This window comes from Pseudarthrobacter sp. TE3704, assembly GCF_056279405.1.
In genome coordinates this window covers 297,387-313,726 of sequence record NZ_JBWCCJ010000004.1, presented here as the reverse complement: position 1 = coordinate 313,726, position 16,340 = coordinate 297,387, and the positions used below count along the sequence as shown (strand labels likewise).

11 protein-coding genes are annotated in these 16,340 nt (G+C 63.2%); 9 read left to right on the top strand and 2 right to left on the bottom strand.

Annotated elements, in window-relative coordinates; translation table 11 throughout:
• Positions 1-8: 8 nt before the first annotated feature.
• The 3 genes from ACZ9BC_RS12560 (at position 9) to rplL (ending at position 2,458) form a co-directional block, all read left to right on the top strand.
• On the top strand, positions 9-1,127 hold the full coding sequence (locus ACZ9BC_RS12560; protein WP_476246202.1) for a GNAT family N-acetyltransferase: 1,119 nt from the start codon (positions 9-11) through the stop codon (positions 1,125-1,127).
• A gap of 294 nt (positions 1,128-1,421) precedes the next feature.
• Positions 1,422-2,003: a 50S ribosomal protein L10 gene (gene rplJ / locus ACZ9BC_RS12555; protein ID WP_079596662.1), complete on the top strand. Its 582-nt coding sequence runs from the start codon at positions 1,422-1,424 to the stop codon at positions 2,001-2,003.
• Positions 2,004-2,080: 77 nt separating this feature from the next.
• Positions 2,081-2,458, top strand: a complete 378-nt coding sequence (gene rplL, locus ACZ9BC_RS12550; RefSeq protein WP_079596663.1) for a 50S ribosomal protein L7/L12 — start codon at positions 2,081-2,083, stop codon at positions 2,456-2,458.
• Positions 2,459-2,598: 140 nt separating this feature from the next.
• On the opposite strand, the gene ACZ9BC_RS12545 is transcribed toward rplL, so the two are convergent.
• Both ACZ9BC_RS12545 and ACZ9BC_RS12540 read right to left on the bottom strand, forming a co-directional pair.
• Complete coding sequence (locus ACZ9BC_RS12545; RefSeq protein ID WP_476246201.1) at positions 2,599-3,096, bottom strand: aminoacyl-tRNA deacylase; 498 nt, start codon at positions 3,094-3,096, stop codon at positions 2,599-2,601.
• Positions 3,096-4,295, bottom strand: coding sequence for an acetyl-CoA C-acetyltransferase (locus ACZ9BC_RS12540; RefSeq protein WP_476246200.1), 1,200 nt, complete (start codon positions 4,293-4,295; stop codon positions 3,096-3,098). The genes ACZ9BC_RS12545 and ACZ9BC_RS12540 overlap by 1 nt, the downstream gene beginning before the upstream one ends.
• A 232-nt stretch (positions 4,296-4,527) precedes the next feature.
• Here ACZ9BC_RS12540 and ACZ9BC_RS12535 point away from each other — a divergent pair, with 232 nt between their 5' ends.
• From ACZ9BC_RS12535 to fusA, 6 genes are all read left to right on the top strand, one after another.
• A complete protein-coding gene (locus ACZ9BC_RS12535; RefSeq protein WP_476246199.1) occupies positions 4,528-4,998 on the top strand; it encodes a hypothetical protein in 471 nt (156 codons plus the stop codon).
• A 287-nt stretch (positions 4,999-5,285) separates the two neighbouring features.
• Positions 5,286-8,795: a DNA-directed RNA polymerase subunit beta gene (gene rpoB, locus ACZ9BC_RS12530; protein WP_079596667.1), complete on the top strand. Its 3,510-nt coding sequence runs from the start codon at positions 5,286-5,288 to the stop codon at positions 8,793-8,795.
• A gap of 106 nt (positions 8,796-8,901) precedes the next feature.
• A complete protein-coding gene (locus ACZ9BC_RS12525) occupies positions 8,902-12,801 on the top strand; it encodes a DNA-directed RNA polymerase subunit beta' (RefSeq protein ID WP_079596668.1) in 3,900 nt (1,299 codons plus the stop codon).
• Between the two features lie 456 nt (positions 12,802-13,257).
• Entirely contained in the window at positions 13,258-13,632 is a 375-nt protein-coding gene (gene rpsL / locus ACZ9BC_RS12520) for a 30S ribosomal protein S12 (RefSeq protein WP_009358312.1), read from the top strand.
• A 1-nt stretch (position 13,633) separates the two neighbouring features.
• Positions 13,634-14,104, top strand: coding sequence for a 30S ribosomal protein S7 (rpsG, locus tag ACZ9BC_RS12515; RefSeq protein ID WP_026531948.1), 471 nt, complete (start codon positions 13,634-13,636; stop codon positions 14,102-14,104).
• 69 nt (positions 14,105-14,173) lie between these two features.
• A complete protein-coding gene (gene fusA / locus ACZ9BC_RS12510; RefSeq protein ID WP_079596669.1) occupies positions 14,174-16,288 on the top strand; it encodes an elongation factor G in 2,115 nt (704 codons plus the stop codon).
• Positions 16,289-16,340: the final 52 nt, after the last annotated feature.

The window sequence follows — 16,340 nt, the reverse complement described above, 5'->3', positions numbered from 1 at the left end:
TGCCCCCTATGGCAAAAGACGTGAAGATCGAGCAGCTATGGATTCCCGACTCAGTGGACGCGCCGGACGCAACGGACTTCCTCGCCGCCGTCGAGGTGGGGCGCAAGGTAAGGATGCAGACGTGGGGGAGTGACGACCTCGCCTACGGCCCGCTTGAAAAGCTCCTCGAGTTTGAGGACCCCTACGAGCGGCAGCTGATCCTCGTCGCCAAAGTGGACGGCGAAATCGTGGGCACCGTGGACATCGCCCTGCCCCTCACGGACCACCTGGACCTCGCCGAATTCACCCTCGACATCCTTCCCGAGTTCCAGCGCCAAGGTGTTGGCCGGCGCCTGCTCGAGGCCGCAGAACACCTCGCCCGCGCTGAAGGGCGCACCATGATCTTGGTGGACACGAACCATCCCGGCGCTTCCCTCCACGAGTTCGAACAGGCGCAGCTCGTTCCCGGATCGGGGCAGGGCTTCGTCCCGCTGGAGAGCCGCGAAGTCGAGTTCGCGCAAAAGACCGGGTACACGCTCCAGCACATTGAGCAGTTCAGCTCCTGCTCCCTGCCGCTGGACACTAAGCTCGTGGCGGACCTCCAGGCCGAGGCGGACGAGGCCAACAACGGCCGGTACCGGCTCCACCACTGGACGGACCGCTGCCCGGACCAATGGCTGGAAGCCGTCGCCACCCTGGAGAACCAGGCCGGGGCGGACGTGGACCCGTCCCTTGACGTGCCGGTGGAACAGGACATGGTGTTCGACGGCGGCATCCTCCGGGAGGCCGAGGAAGTGGCCATTGCGCAGGGCAGGCGGACGGTGGTCACCGCCGTCGAGCACCTCGCCACAGGTTCGCTCGTGGGACTGACCACCATCACGGTCCTGGCGCACCGCGCCGACGTTGTCTTCCAGGACGACACGATTGTGCTGCAGGAGCACCGGGGCAACAAACTGGGGCTGCTGATCAAGGTGGCCAACATGGAGCGGCTGACCGAGCAGTTCCCGGATGCCCGCGTGATCTACACGTGGAACGCCCCGGAAAACCGCTACCTGCTCACCGTCAACCAGCAGCTGGGATTCCACACAGCAGGTGTGACCGGGATCTGGCAAAAGGAGCTTCCGCAGCTGCACACCAGGACCAGCTGATCCCCGATTTGGTGGTGCAGTGCGTCCTCCCGTAGACTGGGATGACCAAAGACCGTCGGTTGTTGGAAATCCACTCTCCTGAACATGGCTCACCTCTGCAGTTGTGCGCGGAAGATCCAGTGGCTTTCCGGACGAAGGACCCTGACATAGGGCGGCCGGCGCAGGTGAACGAAGCAACGCTCCACGGATTACCGTGTTGAGCCAAGCCCCGTGCATCTGCGCGGGGCGTTTTTAGTTTTAGCTCACCTTGAGCGGGGACCGTCGAATACCGGCACTATCCCCGGAAGGAGGGTTATGGCAACGCCTACCAAGGTTTCAGCAGTAGCTGAGATCACTAACGATTTCAAGGAATCGAACGCCGCTGTCCTGACCGAATACCGCGGGCTCACCGTTGCACAGCTCAAGCAGCTGCGTGTTTCTCTCGGCCAGGACACCAAGTTCGCGGTCGTCAAGAACACCCTGACCGCCATTGCAGCCAAGGAAGCCGGCGTCGAAGCATTCGACGGCCAGCTTGCCGGCCCCACTGCAATCGCATTCATCAAGGGTGACGCAGTTGCCGCTGCCAAGAGCCTGACGGATTTTGCCAAGACCAACAAGCAGCTGGTTATCAAGACCGGTTACTTCGAGGGCAAGGCACTGAACGCCAGCGAAGTTGCCGAACTGGCAGCGCTCGAGTCCCGCGAGCTGCAGCTCGCCAAGGTTGCAGGTGTCCTCAAGGCACCGGCCGCCGCAGCTGCACGCATCATTGACGCACTGCGCCTCAAGCTTGAAGAAGAGAACGGTGCACCGGCAGCTGCCGAAGCACCCGCCGCTGAAGAAGCTCCCGCTGCCGAAGCTGAAGCCCCGGCCGAAGCTCCCGCAGCCGAAGAGAACTAATTCTCTTTACCCCACAAGACTCCGGTGTAAGGCCCGGCCCCGTGCCGTCGAACACCACAACAGGAAGGACGCCTACCATGGCGAAGCTCAGCAACGAAGAGCTCATTGAAGCTTTCAAGGAACTGACCATCATCGAGCTCTCCGAGTTCGTCAAGCTCTTCGAAGAGACCTTCGAAGTTACCGCTGCTGCTGTTGCGGTTGCCGGCCCCGCCGGTGGCGCAGCTGCTGAAGAGGCCGAAGAGAAGACCGACTTCGACGTCGTCCTCGAATCTGCCGGCGACAAGAAGATCGCAGTGATCAAGGAAGTTCGCGCCATCACCTCCCTCGGCCTCAAGGAAGCCAAGGACCTGGTTGACAGCGCACCCAAGGCTGTTCTCGAAGGCGCCAACAAGGAAGCTGCCGAGAAGGCCAAGGAGCAGCTCGAGGCTGCCGGCGCTACCGTTACCCTCAAGTAACAGCGTTTTTCTGGAAAACCCCGTCCACTCCGGTGGGCGGGGTTTTCTGCTTTAACCCGACTGGGTAGCGCCAACTGCCGTTATGACGGTTGAAAACGACAGTTAGCGCTACCCAGTTGGGCCGGCCTTCCCCGGGGCGCTTAGGAGGGGTCGGAGATGTCGGCAACCACAGCGTCAAGTGCTGTGGTCAGGGCGTCGGCGTCAACGAAGGCGCTGTAGCCGTGGGCTCCCGCGCCCATCGAGATACGCCGGCCGGTAATGGTGGCGTCCGCGTAGACCGGCCAGGGTCTGGTGCTGCCGAGCGGTGTGATGGTGCCTCGTTCATATCCGGTGGCCTCCAGCGCCACTTCAGCCGGTGGCAGTGACAGTTTGTTTACGCCCACGAGGGTCCGCAGCTTGGGCCACGAGATCTGGCGGTCGCCCGGGATGAGCGCAAAGAGGAACGAGCCGTCCTTGTGCTTGACCACCAGGGACTTGACGATGTCCCCGGGGCTGATGCCCAGGATCCCGGCCGCCTCCTCAAGGCTCTTGGCGGCCGGGCGTTCCACTACCTCCACCTGCAGGCCGCGGGCCGCGGCGTCGGCCAGGAACCGCTCCCGTCCCACGCCGTTCGCTCCGTTTGCGGATACGCCCGCCATCAGTCGCGGTACAGCAGGAGCGCTTCGCCCTGCCCGCCGCCCCCGCACAGGGACACTGCGGCCTTGCCCGACCCGCGGCGCTTGAGTTCATGCGCTGCATGGACTGCCAGGCGCGCCCCGGAGGCGCCGATCGGATGGCCCAGGGCGATGGCCCCGCCATGGATATTGCACTTGTCCAGCGGGTAGTCCAGGTCCTTCAGCGACTGCACGGCAACGGAGCCGAACGCTTCGTTGATCTCGATGAAGTCAAGGTCCGAGGGGGTCCAGCCTGCCCGGTCGAGGGCCTTGAAAATGGCGGCCGAGGGCTGGGAGTGCAGTGAGTTGTCCGGACCTGCAACCTGTCCGGGCTTTCCAACAACGGCCAGGTATTCCAGGCCGTGTGCCTCCGCGTAACCGCGGGATGCCAGCACCAGGGCGGCAGCGCCGTCGGACAGGGGAGAGGAGTTGCCCGCCGTGATGGTGCCGTCCGTGACGAAGGCTGCGCGCAGGCCGGCCAGCGACTCAACGGAGGCGTTGGGCCGGACCCCCTCATCCGTCGCCACGATAAGGGGGTCGCCCTTGCGTTGCTTCACGCTGATGGGGACGATCTCGTCGTCGAACGTTCCGTTCTTGGCCGCGAGGGCAGCGCGCTGGTGCGACTGGGCGGCAACGTGGTCCTGGGACGTACGGTCGATGCCCAGGCTGAGGTTGCGGGTCTCTGTTGAGAGGCCCATCGACTGGCCGTCGAACGCGTCAGTGAGCCCGTCATGGGCGGCGACGTCCAGCGCCTGGATGGATCCATACGTCCAGCCCTGCCGGGACCCGGGCAGCAGGTGCGGCGCCCTGGTCATCGACTCCTGCCCGCCGGCCACCACCACCGAGGCCTCGCCGCCGCGGATCATCCGGGCCGCGTCGATGACCGCAGTCAGGCCCGAGAGGCACACCTTGTTGACGGTCACGGCCGGGACGTTCCATCCGATTCCGGCGCCGATGGAGCTTTGCCGGGCAGGGTTCTGGCCCGCGCCCGCCTGCAGGACCTGGCCCATGATCACCGCCTCCACGTCGCCGACGTCCACGCCGCTGGCATCCAGGGCGGCTTTGATCGCGTGGGCGCCGAGGTCCACCGCCGTAAAGCTTGCCAGCTGCCCGTTGATTTTTCCCTGCGGAGTGCGTGCTGCCGCGAGGATGACAACGTCACTGTTGTCAGGGGAGTTGCCCATGGTTATCTCTTCCGCTCTGATCCGTTGTGCGCCACTAAGGCTATCGTGACCCTCGTCACCTATCTATTCAAACGCCGGAACCGCTATGTGCATTCCGTGCGCGGGCTTCCTGCAAGGGGGAGAGGTCCCCATCGCAGCGGGATGCGCGACGGCGGCGGCGTGCGTAGGGTGGGCGGCGGAGGCAACTGCGTCGCGGAACGCGCTCCGAAAACAGTGAACGGGAAGCAGTATCGTGAAGAGGATCCTCGCCGCGGCGGCCGTGGCAAGTCTTGCCGGACTGGCGGCATGCTCCATAGCCGCTCCTGCGCCGGGCGGCAGCACCTCATCTTCCGCCCCTGGAACGACCACTTCGGCAGCCCCCCAGGTGCCGCCGTCGAGCGCCGCCGACCCAGCAGCCGGGGCCCAGGCGAGCGGCGCCAAGGCGGCATGTGAGCTGTTCACTTCGCTCTACGCAGACCTGCGGGCGGCCGGGAACGACGCCAACGCCTTCGAGGACGTCTACCGGGACGCTGCGGATGCCAAGGACACCGTCTCCGGGAACCTGTCGGGCCTGTTTGCGTCCATCGGCGTCCTCGCCCTGGACTACTCGAGTGAAGTGGAAACCGGCGAGCCCGTGGACCAGGCGTCCAAGGACCTGGTCCGTGACGCCGTCTTCGCGAACGCGGGAGAGTGCACCGCAGCAGGAGTCACCCTGCGGCTCTAACCGGCAAGGAAAGTGGTGCTTGCAATCCGGCCGGATGTGGGGTAGACACGTAGGTTATTTTGCCGTATCGTAGATATTTGCGTCTTCCCTGTTTACCTTCAGCCTTCATATAGCGGTGGGCTTTGCCTGGCAGCTGACAATCAACGTGCCGTCAACAACGTCACAGCATGGTCAGCACCGGCCCCGGGTCATATAGCGGAACCGGATGGTAGCACTGCGGATTCATTCTGCAGGGTGCACAGCGGGGGAGATCTGAAAACGCCTGAAGGTCTGTGGAAGGATCCCTCTTGGTCGCCTCGAGCACCTCTAATAACGAAACCGCTAACACCGCCGACAGCACTGATGGTGCCACTCGCCGGCTCTCATTCGCAAAGATTCACGAACCTCTTGACGTTCCGAATCTGCTTGCCCTGCAGACGGACAGCTTTGACTGGCTGGTCGGCAACGAGCGCTGGCAGGCACGCGTAGCAAAGGCTGTCGAAGAAAACGATCTCAGCGTCGCCACCACGTCCGGCCTGTCGGACATCTTCGAAGAGATCTCCCCGATCGAGGACTTCCAGGGCACCATGTCCCTGAGCTTCTCCGATCCGGAGTTCGCTGACCCCAAGTACACCATGGCCGAGTGTAAGGACCGGGACGCAACGTACTCCGCTCCGCTGTACGTCAAGGCCGAGTTCATGAACAACAACACGGGCGAAATCAAGCAGCAGACCGTGTTCATGGGCGACTTCCCGCTGATGACCGAGAAGGGCACCTTCGTGGTCAACGGCACCGAGCGTGTCGTCGTCTCCCAGCTGGTCCGTTCGCCGGGCGCCTACTTCGAGCGCGCCGCTGACAAGACCAGCGACAAGGACATCTTCACGGCCAAGATCATCCCGTCCCGCGGTGCATGGTTCGAGCTCGAGATCGACAAGCGCGACCAGGTAGGCGTCCGCCTTGACCGCAAGCGCAAGCAGTCCGTCACCGTGCTGCTGAAGGCCCTCGGCTGGACCGAAGGCCAGATCCTCGAAGAGTTCGGCCAGTACGACTCCATGCGGGCCACCCTGGAGAAGGACGCTACCGAGACCCGCGAAGACGCGTTGCTGGACATCTACCGGAAGCTGCGCCCGGGCGAGCCGCCCACCGTCGAGGCTGCCCAGTCCCTGCTGGACAACCTGTACTTCAACTCCAAGCGCTACGATCTGGCCAAGGTTGGCCGTTACAAGATCAACCGCAAGCTGGGCATCGACCGCTCCCTTGGCGACAAGGAAGCCTCTGTCCTGCACGTTGAAGACATCGTCGCCATGATCAAGTTCCTCGTTGCGCTGCACGCCGGCGAGAAGACCATCAAGGGCACCCGCGATGGCCAGGAAGTGGACCTGCGCGTCGAAATCGACGACATCGACCACTTCGGCAACCGCCGTATCCGCGCCGTCGGCGAGCTCATCGAGAACCAGGTCCGCACCGGCCTGTCCCGCATGGAGCGCGTTGTCCGCGAGCGTATGACCACGCAGGACGTCGAGGCCATCACGCCGCAGACCCTGATCAACATCCGTCCCGTGGTTGCAGCCATCAAGGAGTTCTTCGGAACCTCCCAGCTGTCGCAGTTCATGGACCAGAACAACCCGCTCTCGGGCCTGACCCACAAGCGCCGCCTGTCGGCACTTGGCCCCGGTGGTCTGTCCCGTGACCGCGCCGGCATGGAAGTCCGTGACGTGCACCCGTCCCACTACGGACGTATGTGCCCCATCGAAACTCCTGAAGGCCCGAACATTGGTCTGATCGGTTCGCTGGCATCCTACGGACGCATCAACCCGTTCGGCTTCATCGAGACCCCGTACCGCCTGGTCAAGAACGGCGTCGTGTCCGACGACGTCCAGTACCTGACGGCCGACGACGAGGCTGAGGTGCTCATCGCCCAGGCCAACGCGCCGCTGGACGAGAACAAGAAGTTCGCCGAAGAGACCGTCCTGGTCCGTGCCCGTGGTGGTGGAGGCGAGCCTGTGCTCGTTCCCGCCGAGGACGTCGAGTTCATGGACGTTTCCCCGCGCCAGATGGTGTCCGTGGCTACCGCCCTGATCCCGTTCCTCGAGCACGACGACGCCAACCGCGCACTCATGGGTGCCAACATGCAGCGCCAGGCCGTGCCGCTGGTCCGTTCCGAGGCTCCCTTCGTGGGCACCGGCATGGAGCGCGCCGCAGCCGTCGACGCCGGTGACGTTGTCATCGCCAAGAAGGCCGGTGTGGTCACCGAGGTTTCCGCCGAACTCGTCATCATGCTCAACGACGACGGCACCGAGACCAACTACCGCATCAACAAGTTCGCCCGCTCCAACCAGGGCAACTGCTACAACCACCGTGTCCTGGTGAACGAAGGCCAGCGCCTGGAAGTCGGCGGCATCATCGCCGACGGCCCGGCAACGGACCAGGGTGAACTCGCACTCGGCAAGAACCTGCTCGTGGCATTCATGTCATGGGAAGGCCACAACTTCGAGGACGCCATCATCCTCTCGCAGCGCATCGTTGCCGAGGACGTCCTTTCCTCCATCCACATCGAGGAGCACGAGATCGATGCCCGCGACACCAAGCTTGGTGCCGAGGAAATCACCCGTGACATCCCCAACGTGTCCGAGGAAGTCCTGGCCGGCCTGGACGAGCGCGGCATCATCCACATCGGTGCCGAGGTTGAAGCAGGCGACATCCTGGTCGGAAAGGTCACCCCGAAGGGTGAAACCGAGCTGACCCCGGAAGAGCGCCTGCTGCGCGCCATCTTCGGTGAGAAGTCCCGCGAAGTGCGCGACACCTCCCTGAAGGTGCCCCACGGCGAGTCCGGCACCGTCATCGGCGTGCGCGTCTTCGACCGCGACAACGACGACGAGCTGCCCCCGGGCGTCAACCAGCTGGTCCGCGTGTACGTGGCTGCCAAGCGCAAGATCACCGACGGCGACAAGCTCGCCGGCCGCCACGGCAATAAGGGTGTTATCTCCAAGATCCTCCCCGTTGAGGACATGCCCTTCCTCGCCGACGGCACCCCCGTTGATATCGTCCTGAACCCGCTGGGTGTCCCGGGCCGTATGAACGTGGGCCAGGTGCTCGAAACGCACCTCGGCTGGGTTGCCAAGACCGGTTGGAAGATCGAAGGCGAGCCCGAGTGGGTCAAGCAGCTGCCGAACCTGCCGCGCGAGAGTGGCCAGACCACTGTTGCAACGCCGGTGTTCGACGGTGCCCGCGAAGAGGAAATCACGGGCCTGCTGGACTCCACCAACGTGACCCGCGACGGTGAGCGCCTGATCAACTCCTCAGGCAAGACCCGCCTCTTCGACGGCCGCTCCGGCGAGCCGTTCCCGGATCCGATCTCGGTCGGCTACATGTACATCCTGAAGCTCCACCACCTGGTGGACGACAAGATCCACGCCCGCTCCACTGGCCCGTACTCCATGATCACGCAGCAGCCGCTGGGTGGTAAGGCACAGTTCGGTGGCCAGCGCTTCGGTGAAATGGAAGTGTGGGCGCTCGAAGCTTACGGCGCCGCCTACACGCTCCAGGAACTCCTCACGATCAAGTCCGATGACATCCACGGTCGTGTGAAGGTCTACGAAGCAATAGTCAAGGGCGAGAACATCCCCGAGCCGGGCGTTCCTGAGTCCTTCAAGGTCTTGATCAAGGAAATGCAGTCGCTGTGCCTGAACGTGGAAGTACTTTCCACGGACGGAACCACAATTGAAATGCGTGACTCTGATGACGCAGTCTTCACGGCTGCGGAAGAACTGGGCATCGATCTGTCTCGTGCAGAGCCCAGTTCCGTAGAAGAGGTCTAGCAGGCGGGCGTACGACGGCGGGTGCCCACCCGCCGTCGTACCCCACCTCCCTCTTCCCGTAACCCAAGACTTCAGAATTTAGAGAACAAGAGAGAACAGGGACCATATGTCCAGCGAATCCTCCTTCGGCCTCATGCAGATCGGCCTCGCCACCGCGGAAGACATCCGCGGCTGGTCGTACGGCGAGGTTAAGAAGCCGGAAACCATCAACTACCGCACGCTCAAGCCCGAGAAGGACGGACTCTTCTGCGAGAAGATCTTCGGCCCGTCCCGGGACTGGGAATGCTACTGCGGCAAGTACAAGCGCGTGCGCTTCAAGGGCATCATCTGTGAGCGCTGTGGCGTTGAAGTCACCCGCGCCAAGGTCCGCCGCGAACGCATGGGCCACATCGAGCTGGCCGCACCGGTCACGCACATCTGGTACTTCAAGGGTGTTCCCTCCCGTCTGGGCTACCTCCTTGACCTGGCACCGAAGGACCTCGAAAAGGTCATCTACTTCGCTGCCTACATGATCACCAGCGTCGACGAGGCTGCCCGCCACGAGGAACTGCCCAACCTGCAGGTTGAGCACGACATCGAGAAGAAGCAGCTGATCGACAACCGCGACTCCGACATCGCTGCCATCGCCCGCGACCTCGAAGGCGAAATTGCACGCCTTGAGGGCGAAGGCGCCAAGGCTGCCGACAAGAAGAAGGCACGCGACTCCGCCGACCGCCAGATGGCCAACGTGCGCAAGCGCGCCGACGCCGACATCGAGCGCCTCGAGCAGGTCTGGGACCGCTTCAAGAACCTGAAGGTCGCCGACCTCGAAGGTGACGAAGGCCTGTACCGCGAGCTGCGCGACCGCTACGGCATGTACTTCGAAGGCTCCATGGGTGCCGAAGCCATCAAGAAGCGCCTTGAGAACTTCGACATGCAGGCAGAATCTGACCTGCTGCGCGACGTCATTGCCAACGGCAAGGGCCAGCGCAAGACCCGTGCACTCAAGCGCCTGAAGGTGGTCAACGCGTTCCTGACCACCAACAACAGCCCGCTTGGCATGGTCCTCGACGCCGTCCCGGTGATCCCGCCGGAACTGCGCCCCATGGTCCAGCTGGACGGTGGCCGCTTCGCGACCTCCGACCTCAACGACCTGTACCGCCGCGTGATCAACCGCAACAACCGCCTCAAGCGCCTGCTTGACCTGGGTGCTCCGGAGATCATCGTCAACAACGAGAAGCGCATGCTTCAGGAAGCTGTTGACAGCCTCTTCGACAACGGCCGCCGCGGCCGTCCGGTCACCGGACCAGGCAACCGTCCGCTGAAGTCCCTGAGCGACATGCTCAAGGGCAAGCAGGGCCGTTTCCGCCAGAACCTCCTCGGCAAGCGCGTCGACTACTCCGGCCGTTCGGTCATCGTCGTCGGCCCGCAGCTGAAGCTGCACCAGTGCGGCCTGCCCAAGCAGATGGCCCTGGAGCTCTTCAAGCCGTTCGTGATGAAGCGCCTGGTTGACCTCAACCACGCTCAGAACATCAAGTCGGCCAAGCGCATGGTGGAGCGTTACCGTCCCCAGGTCTGGGACGTGCTCGAAGAGATCATCACCGAACACCCGGTGCTGCTCAACCGTGCACCTACCCTGCACCGCCTGGGCATCCAGGCGTTCGAGCCGCAGCTTGTTGAAGGCAAGGCAATCCAGCTGCACCCGCTGGTTTGTGGCGCCTTCAACGCCGACTTCGACGGCGACCAGATGGCAGTCCACCTGCCGCTGAGCCCCGAAGCGCAGGCTGAGGCCCGCATCCTGATGCTGTCCTCGAACAACATCCTGAAGCCCTCCGACGGACGCCCGGTCACCCTGCCTTCGCAGGATATGATCATCGGCCTCTACCACCTGACCACCAAGCGTGTTGGTTCAGCCGGTGAAGGCCGCATCTTCGGTTCGGTTTCGGAAGCCATCATGGCGTTCGACGCCCGCGAGCTGCACCTGAACTCGCAGGTCAAGATCCGCCTCGAAGGCTTTGTTCCGTACGCCGGCTGGGAAGCTCCCGAAGGCTGGGAGCCGGGTCAGCCCGCTCTCGTCCAGACCTCCCTGGGCCAGGTCCTCTTCAACGAGACCCTGCCCGAGGACTACCCCTGGGTTGAGGCTGTTGCCGACAAGGGCGAACTGTCCCGCATCGTCAACGACCTCGCCGAGCGCTACCCCAAGGTTGTCACCGCGGCAACGCTGGACAACCTGAAGGATGCCGGTTTCTACTGGGCCACCCGTTCAGGTGTCACCGTCGCTATCTCCGACATCGAGGTGCCGGCCGCCAAGCCGCAGATCCTCGCCGGTTACGAGGAGCGCGCCGCCAAGATCCAGGGCCAGTACGACAAGGGCCTGATCGACGACGACGAGCGCCGCCAGGAACTGATCGAGATCTGGAACAAGGCAACCAACGAGATCGCCCAGGTCATGCGTGACAGCCTGTCCCCGATGAACACCATCAACCGCATGGTGTCCTCCGGTGCGCGTGGTAACTGGATGCAGGTCCGCCAGATCGCGGGTATCCGTGGCCTGGTGGCCAACCCGAAGGGTGAAATCATCCCGCGTCCCATCAAGTCCTCCTACCGTGAGGGCCTGTCGGTGCTGGAATACTTCATCGCCACGCACGGTGCCCGTAAGGGTCTTGCTGACACCGCGCTGCGTACCGCCAACTCGGGTTACCTGACCCGTCGTCTGGTGGACGTCTCGCAGGATGTCATCGTCCGCGAAGAGGACTGCGGCACTGAGCGTGGCCTGGTCACGCCCATCGCCGTCGCCGATTCCAACGGCGAGCTGGTACTGGACGAGAACGTCGAGAACAGCGCCTACGCACGTACGCTGGCTGTCGACGTCGTGGACTCCGAGGGCAACGTCCTCGCAGCCGCCGGCACCGACTGCGGAGACGTCGTCATCGACGAGCTCTTCAAGGCCGGCATCACCGAGGTCAAGGTCCGCTCCGTACTCACCTGTGAGTCCAGCGTCGGTACCTGCGCCCTGTGCTACGGCCGTTCACTGGCAACCGGCAAGACCGTGGACATCGGCGAGGCCGTGGGCATCATCGCCGCACAGTCCATCGGTGAGCCCGGTACCCAGCTGACCATGCGTACGTTCCACACCGGTGGTGCAGTCTCCGCCAGCGGTGGCGACGACATCACCCAGGGTCTGCCCCGTATCCAGGAGCTCTTCGAAGCCCGTACTCCGAAGGGTGTTGCACCGATTGCAGAAGCAGCCGGCCGCATCACCATCGAAGAGTCCGAGCGCCAGATGCGCCTGGTCATCACCCCGGATGACGGAACCGAAGAGATCGCCTACCCGGTCCTGCGCCGTTCACGCCTGCTGATCGAAGACGGCGACCACGTCACCGTCGGCCAGAAGCTGATCAACGGTCCGGTGGATCCCAAGCAGGTTCTGCGCATCATGGGTCCCCGTGCGGCACAGAAGTTCCTGGTGGACGAGGTCCAGGGCGTGTACCGCAGCCAGGGCATCGGTATCCACGACAAGCACGTCGAGGTTATCGTCCGCCAGATGCTGCGCCGCGTCACGGTCATCGAGTCCGGCGAATCGGACCTGCTCCCCGGCGAACTCGCCGAGCGCAGCCGCTTCGAGGACGCCAACCGCCGCGTTGTGTCCGAGGGCAAGACTCCGGCTTCCGGACGTCCTGAGCTCATGGGTATCACCAAGGCGTCGCTGGCCACCGAGTCCTGGCTGTCCGCAGCTTCCTTCCAGGAGACCACCCGCGTCCTTACGCAGGCGGCCATGGAAGGCAAGAGCGACCCGCTGCTGGGCCTCAAGGAGAACGTGATCATCGGTAAGCTGATCCCGGCCGGCACGGGCCTCCCGCGCTACACCGAGGTCACCGTGGAGCCCACTGAAGAAGCGAAGGCCAACCTGTTCACCGGCCCCAGCGCATTCAGCGACTTCTCGTACGACACCCTGGGCGGTGACGGAGCTCCCGAGTTCCACGCCATCCCCCTGGATGACTACGACCTGGGCAACGACTTCCGCTAAGGAAGTTCCGCTGATTGGCTGAAAGGCCCCGCCTCCACGTTTGTGGGGGCGGGGCCTTCCGCTTTCCCAACTAGGTAGCGCTAACTGTCGTTTTGGGCGCTCAAAACGACAGTAAGCGCTACCTAGTTGGGGAGGCGACGCCGATTAAGGCATGGAGACCGTCCATGCTAGACTTGTTACCAATTGTTATTGTGGCAGTGGATGAGTGCGCCGGTTCCAGCTGAAAGGCTGAACCAGAGCGACGTTTCCGGTTTGCAGGGTTCTTGTGCAACGTATGCCACATTTTTGCATGCCTAGGGACTGTTGAAGACGCCAGTCGTGTCCCGGTGTGCGATCCGACTATTAAGGCTTCGCCTTCACCGCCCTGGGAGATCTTCTTCGAGGCCCGGGCGGCGGGGCAACGCAACAAGAGAGTGGCCGGAAGCGGCCACTCCGGATAAAACGGAGAACACGAGAGTGCCTACGATTAACCAGCTGGTCCGCAAGGGCCGCACGCCTAAGGTCTCAAAGACCAAGGCTCCCGCGCTTAAGGGCAGCCCCATGCGCCGCGGTGTTTGCACCCGCGTCTACACCACCACCCCGAAGAAGCCGAACTCGGCTCTGCGTAAGGTGGCACGTGTGCGCCTCAACGGCGGCGTTGAAGTAACCGCCTACATCCCCGGTGTTGGCCACAACCTGCAGGAGCACTCCATTGTGCTCGTTCGCGGTGGTCGTGTGAAGGACCTCCCGGGTGTCCGCTACAAGATCGTCCGTGGCGCCCTCGATACCCAGGGTGTCAAGAACCGTAAGCAGGCACGCAGCCGCTACGGCGCAAAGATGGAGAAGAAGTAATATGCCTCGCAAGGGTCCGGCCCCCAAGCGGCCGCTCGTACTAGATCCCGTTTACGGCTCCCCGCTGGTGACCCAGCTCATCAACAAGGTTCTTGTTGACGGCAAGAAGTCCACCGCAGAGCGCATCGTTTACGGCGCCCTCGAAGGTGCCCGTGCCAAGTCCGGCGGCGACCCCGTTGCAGCCCTCAAGAAGGCCATGGACAACGTCAAGCCTTCCCTCGAGGTCCGCTCCCGCCGCGTCGGTGGCGCCACCTACCAGGTTCCGGTTGAAGTGAAGCCGGGCCGCTCCACCGCACTCGCCCTGCGCTGGCTGGTTGGCTACTCCAAGGCCCGCCGCGAGAAGACGATGACCGAGCGCCTCCAGAACGAAATCCTGGATGCCTCCAACGGTCTCGGTGCCGCTGTGAAGCGTCGCGAAGACACCCACAAGATGGCCGAGTCCAACAAGGCCTTCGCACACTACCGCTGGTAATACTCCCCGGACGCCGCCGGCTCAACCGAGCCGGCGGCGAACGTGTAGTCCATCCCAAAAGGAGACCCCGTGGCACAGGACGTGCTTACCGACCTTAGTAAGGTCCGCAACATCGGCATCATGGCCCACATTGATGCCGGCAAGACCACCACAACCGAGCGCATCCTGTTCTACACGGGTGTGAACCACAAGATCGGCGAAACGCACGACGGCGCTTCGACCACTGACTGGATGGAACAGGAAAAGGAACGCGGCATCACCATCACGTCTGCCGCCGTGACCTGCTTCTGGGAAAACAACCAGATCAACATCATCGACACCCCCGGCCACGTGGACTTCACCGTTGAGGTTGAGCGCTCCCTGCGCGTCCTCGACGGCGCCGTTGCCGTCTTCGATGGCAAGGAAGGCGTTGAGCCGCAGTCCGAGACCGTATGGCGCCAGGCTGACAAGTACAACGTTCCGCGTATCTGCTTCGTCAACAAGATGGACAAGCTGGGTGCTGACTTCTACTTCACCGTAGACACCATCATCAGCCGCCTCGGTGCCAAGCCGCTGGTTATGCAGCTGCCCATCGGTGCCGAGAACGACTTCATCGGCGTCGTGGACCTGCTCTACATGCGCGCACTCGTCTGGCCTGGCGATGCCAAGGGTGACGTGACCATGGGTGCCAAGTACGAGATCCGCGAGATCCCGGCTGACCTCCAGGAAAAGGCTGAAGAGTACCGCGCAGCTCTAGTTGAGACCGTTGCCGAGTCCTCTGAAGAACTCATGGAGAAGTACCTTGAGGGCGAAGAAATCTCGATCGACGAGCTCAAGGCCGGCATCCGCAAGATGACCATCAACTCCGAGCTCTACCCGATCTTCTGCGGTTCTGCATTCAAGAACCGTGGCGTTCAGCCCATGCTCGACGCCGTGGTGGACTACCTGCCGAACCCGCTCGACGTCCCCCCGATGGTCGGTCACGACCCCCGCGACGAAGAGAAGGAACTGACCCGCAAGCCTTCCGCTGAAGAGCCGTTCTCGGCCCTCGCATTCAAGATTGCGGCCCACCCCTTCTTCGGCCAGCTCACCTTCATCCGCGTGTATTCCGGTCACGTGGAAGCAGGCGCCCAGGTGGTCAACTCCACCAAGGGCAAGAAGGAGCGCATCGGCAAGCTGTTCCAGATGCACGCCAACAAGGAAATGCCCGTTGAGGGCGCTACCGCCGGCCACATCTACGCAGCCATCGGTCTGAAGGACACCACCACGGGTGACACCCTGTGCGACTCCGCCAACCAGATCGTCCTCGAGTCCATGAGCTTCCCGGAGCCCGTGATCTCGGTTGCCATCGAGCCGAACACCAAGGGTGACCAGGAGAAGCTCTCCACGGCCATCCAGAAGCTCTCCGCTGAGGACCCCACCTTCCAGGTGTCCCTCAACGAAGACACCGGCCAGACCATCATCGCCGGCATGGGCGAGCTCCACCTGGACATCCTGGTGGACCGCATGCGCCGCGAATTCAAGGTCGAAGCCAACGTTGGTAAGCCGCAGGTTGCCTACCGCGAAACCATCAAGCGTGCCGTGGAACGCCACGACTACACGCACAAGAAGCAGACCGGTGGTTCGGGTCAGTTCGCAAAGATCCAGATCGCGATCGAACCGCTGGACACTGCCGAGGGCGAGCTGTACGAGTTCGAGAACAAGGTCACCGGTGGCCGCGTTCCCCGCGAGTACATCCCGTCTGTTGACGCTGGTATCCAGGATGCACTGAACGACGGCGTCCTGGCCGGTTACCCGGTTGTGGGCATCAAGGCCACGCTGGTTGACGGCGCGTACCACGATGTTGACTCCTCGGAAATGGCGTTCAAGATCGCCGGCCGTATGGCTTTCAAGGAAGCTGCACGCAAGGCGAACCCCGTTCTGCTCGAACCGCTGATGGATGTCGAGGTCCGCACCCCTGAGGAATACATGGGTGAAGTTATCGGTGACCTCAACTCCCGCCGTGGCCAGATGCAGTCCATGGAAGATGCACAGGGCGTCAAGGTCATCCGTGCACACGTCCCGCTGTCCGGCATGTTCGGCTACATCGGTGACCTGCGCTCCAAGACCCAGGGCCGCGCTGTGTACTCCATGACGTTCAACAGCTACGCCGAGGTCCCGAAGGCAGTTGCCGACGAGATCATCCAGAAGACCCGCGGCGAATAGTCCTTCGGACGTTCGAAGCGAACAAACTCGGGTGCGCTTGCCGGCAACGGAA

Coding starts and splice junctions, on each gene's coding strand:
- rplJ (WP_079596662.1), top strand. CDS start 1,422: ATGGCAACGCCTACCAAGGTTTCAGCAGTAGCTGAGATCACTAACGAT.
- ACZ9BC_RS12545 (WP_476246201.1), bottom strand. CDS start 3,096: ATGGCGGGCGTATCCGCAAACGGAGCGAACGGCGTGGGACGGGAGCGG.
- ACZ9BC_RS12560 (WP_476246202.1), top strand. CDS start 9: ATGGCAAAAGACGTGAAGATCGAGCAGCTATGGATTCCCGACTCAGTG.
- rplL (WP_079596663.1), top strand. CDS start 2,081: ATGGCGAAGCTCAGCAACGAAGAGCTCATTGAAGCTTTCAAGGAACTG.
- ACZ9BC_RS12525 (WP_079596668.1), top strand. CDS start 8,902: ATGTCCAGCGAATCCTCCTTCGGCCTCATGCAGATCGGCCTCGCCACC.
- rpsG (WP_026531948.1), top strand. CDS start 13,634: ATGCCTCGCAAGGGTCCGGCCCCCAAGCGGCCGCTCGTACTAGATCCC.
- ACZ9BC_RS12540 (WP_476246200.1), bottom strand. CDS start 4,295: ATGGGCAACTCCCCTGACAACAGTGACGTTGTCATCCTCGCGGCAGCA.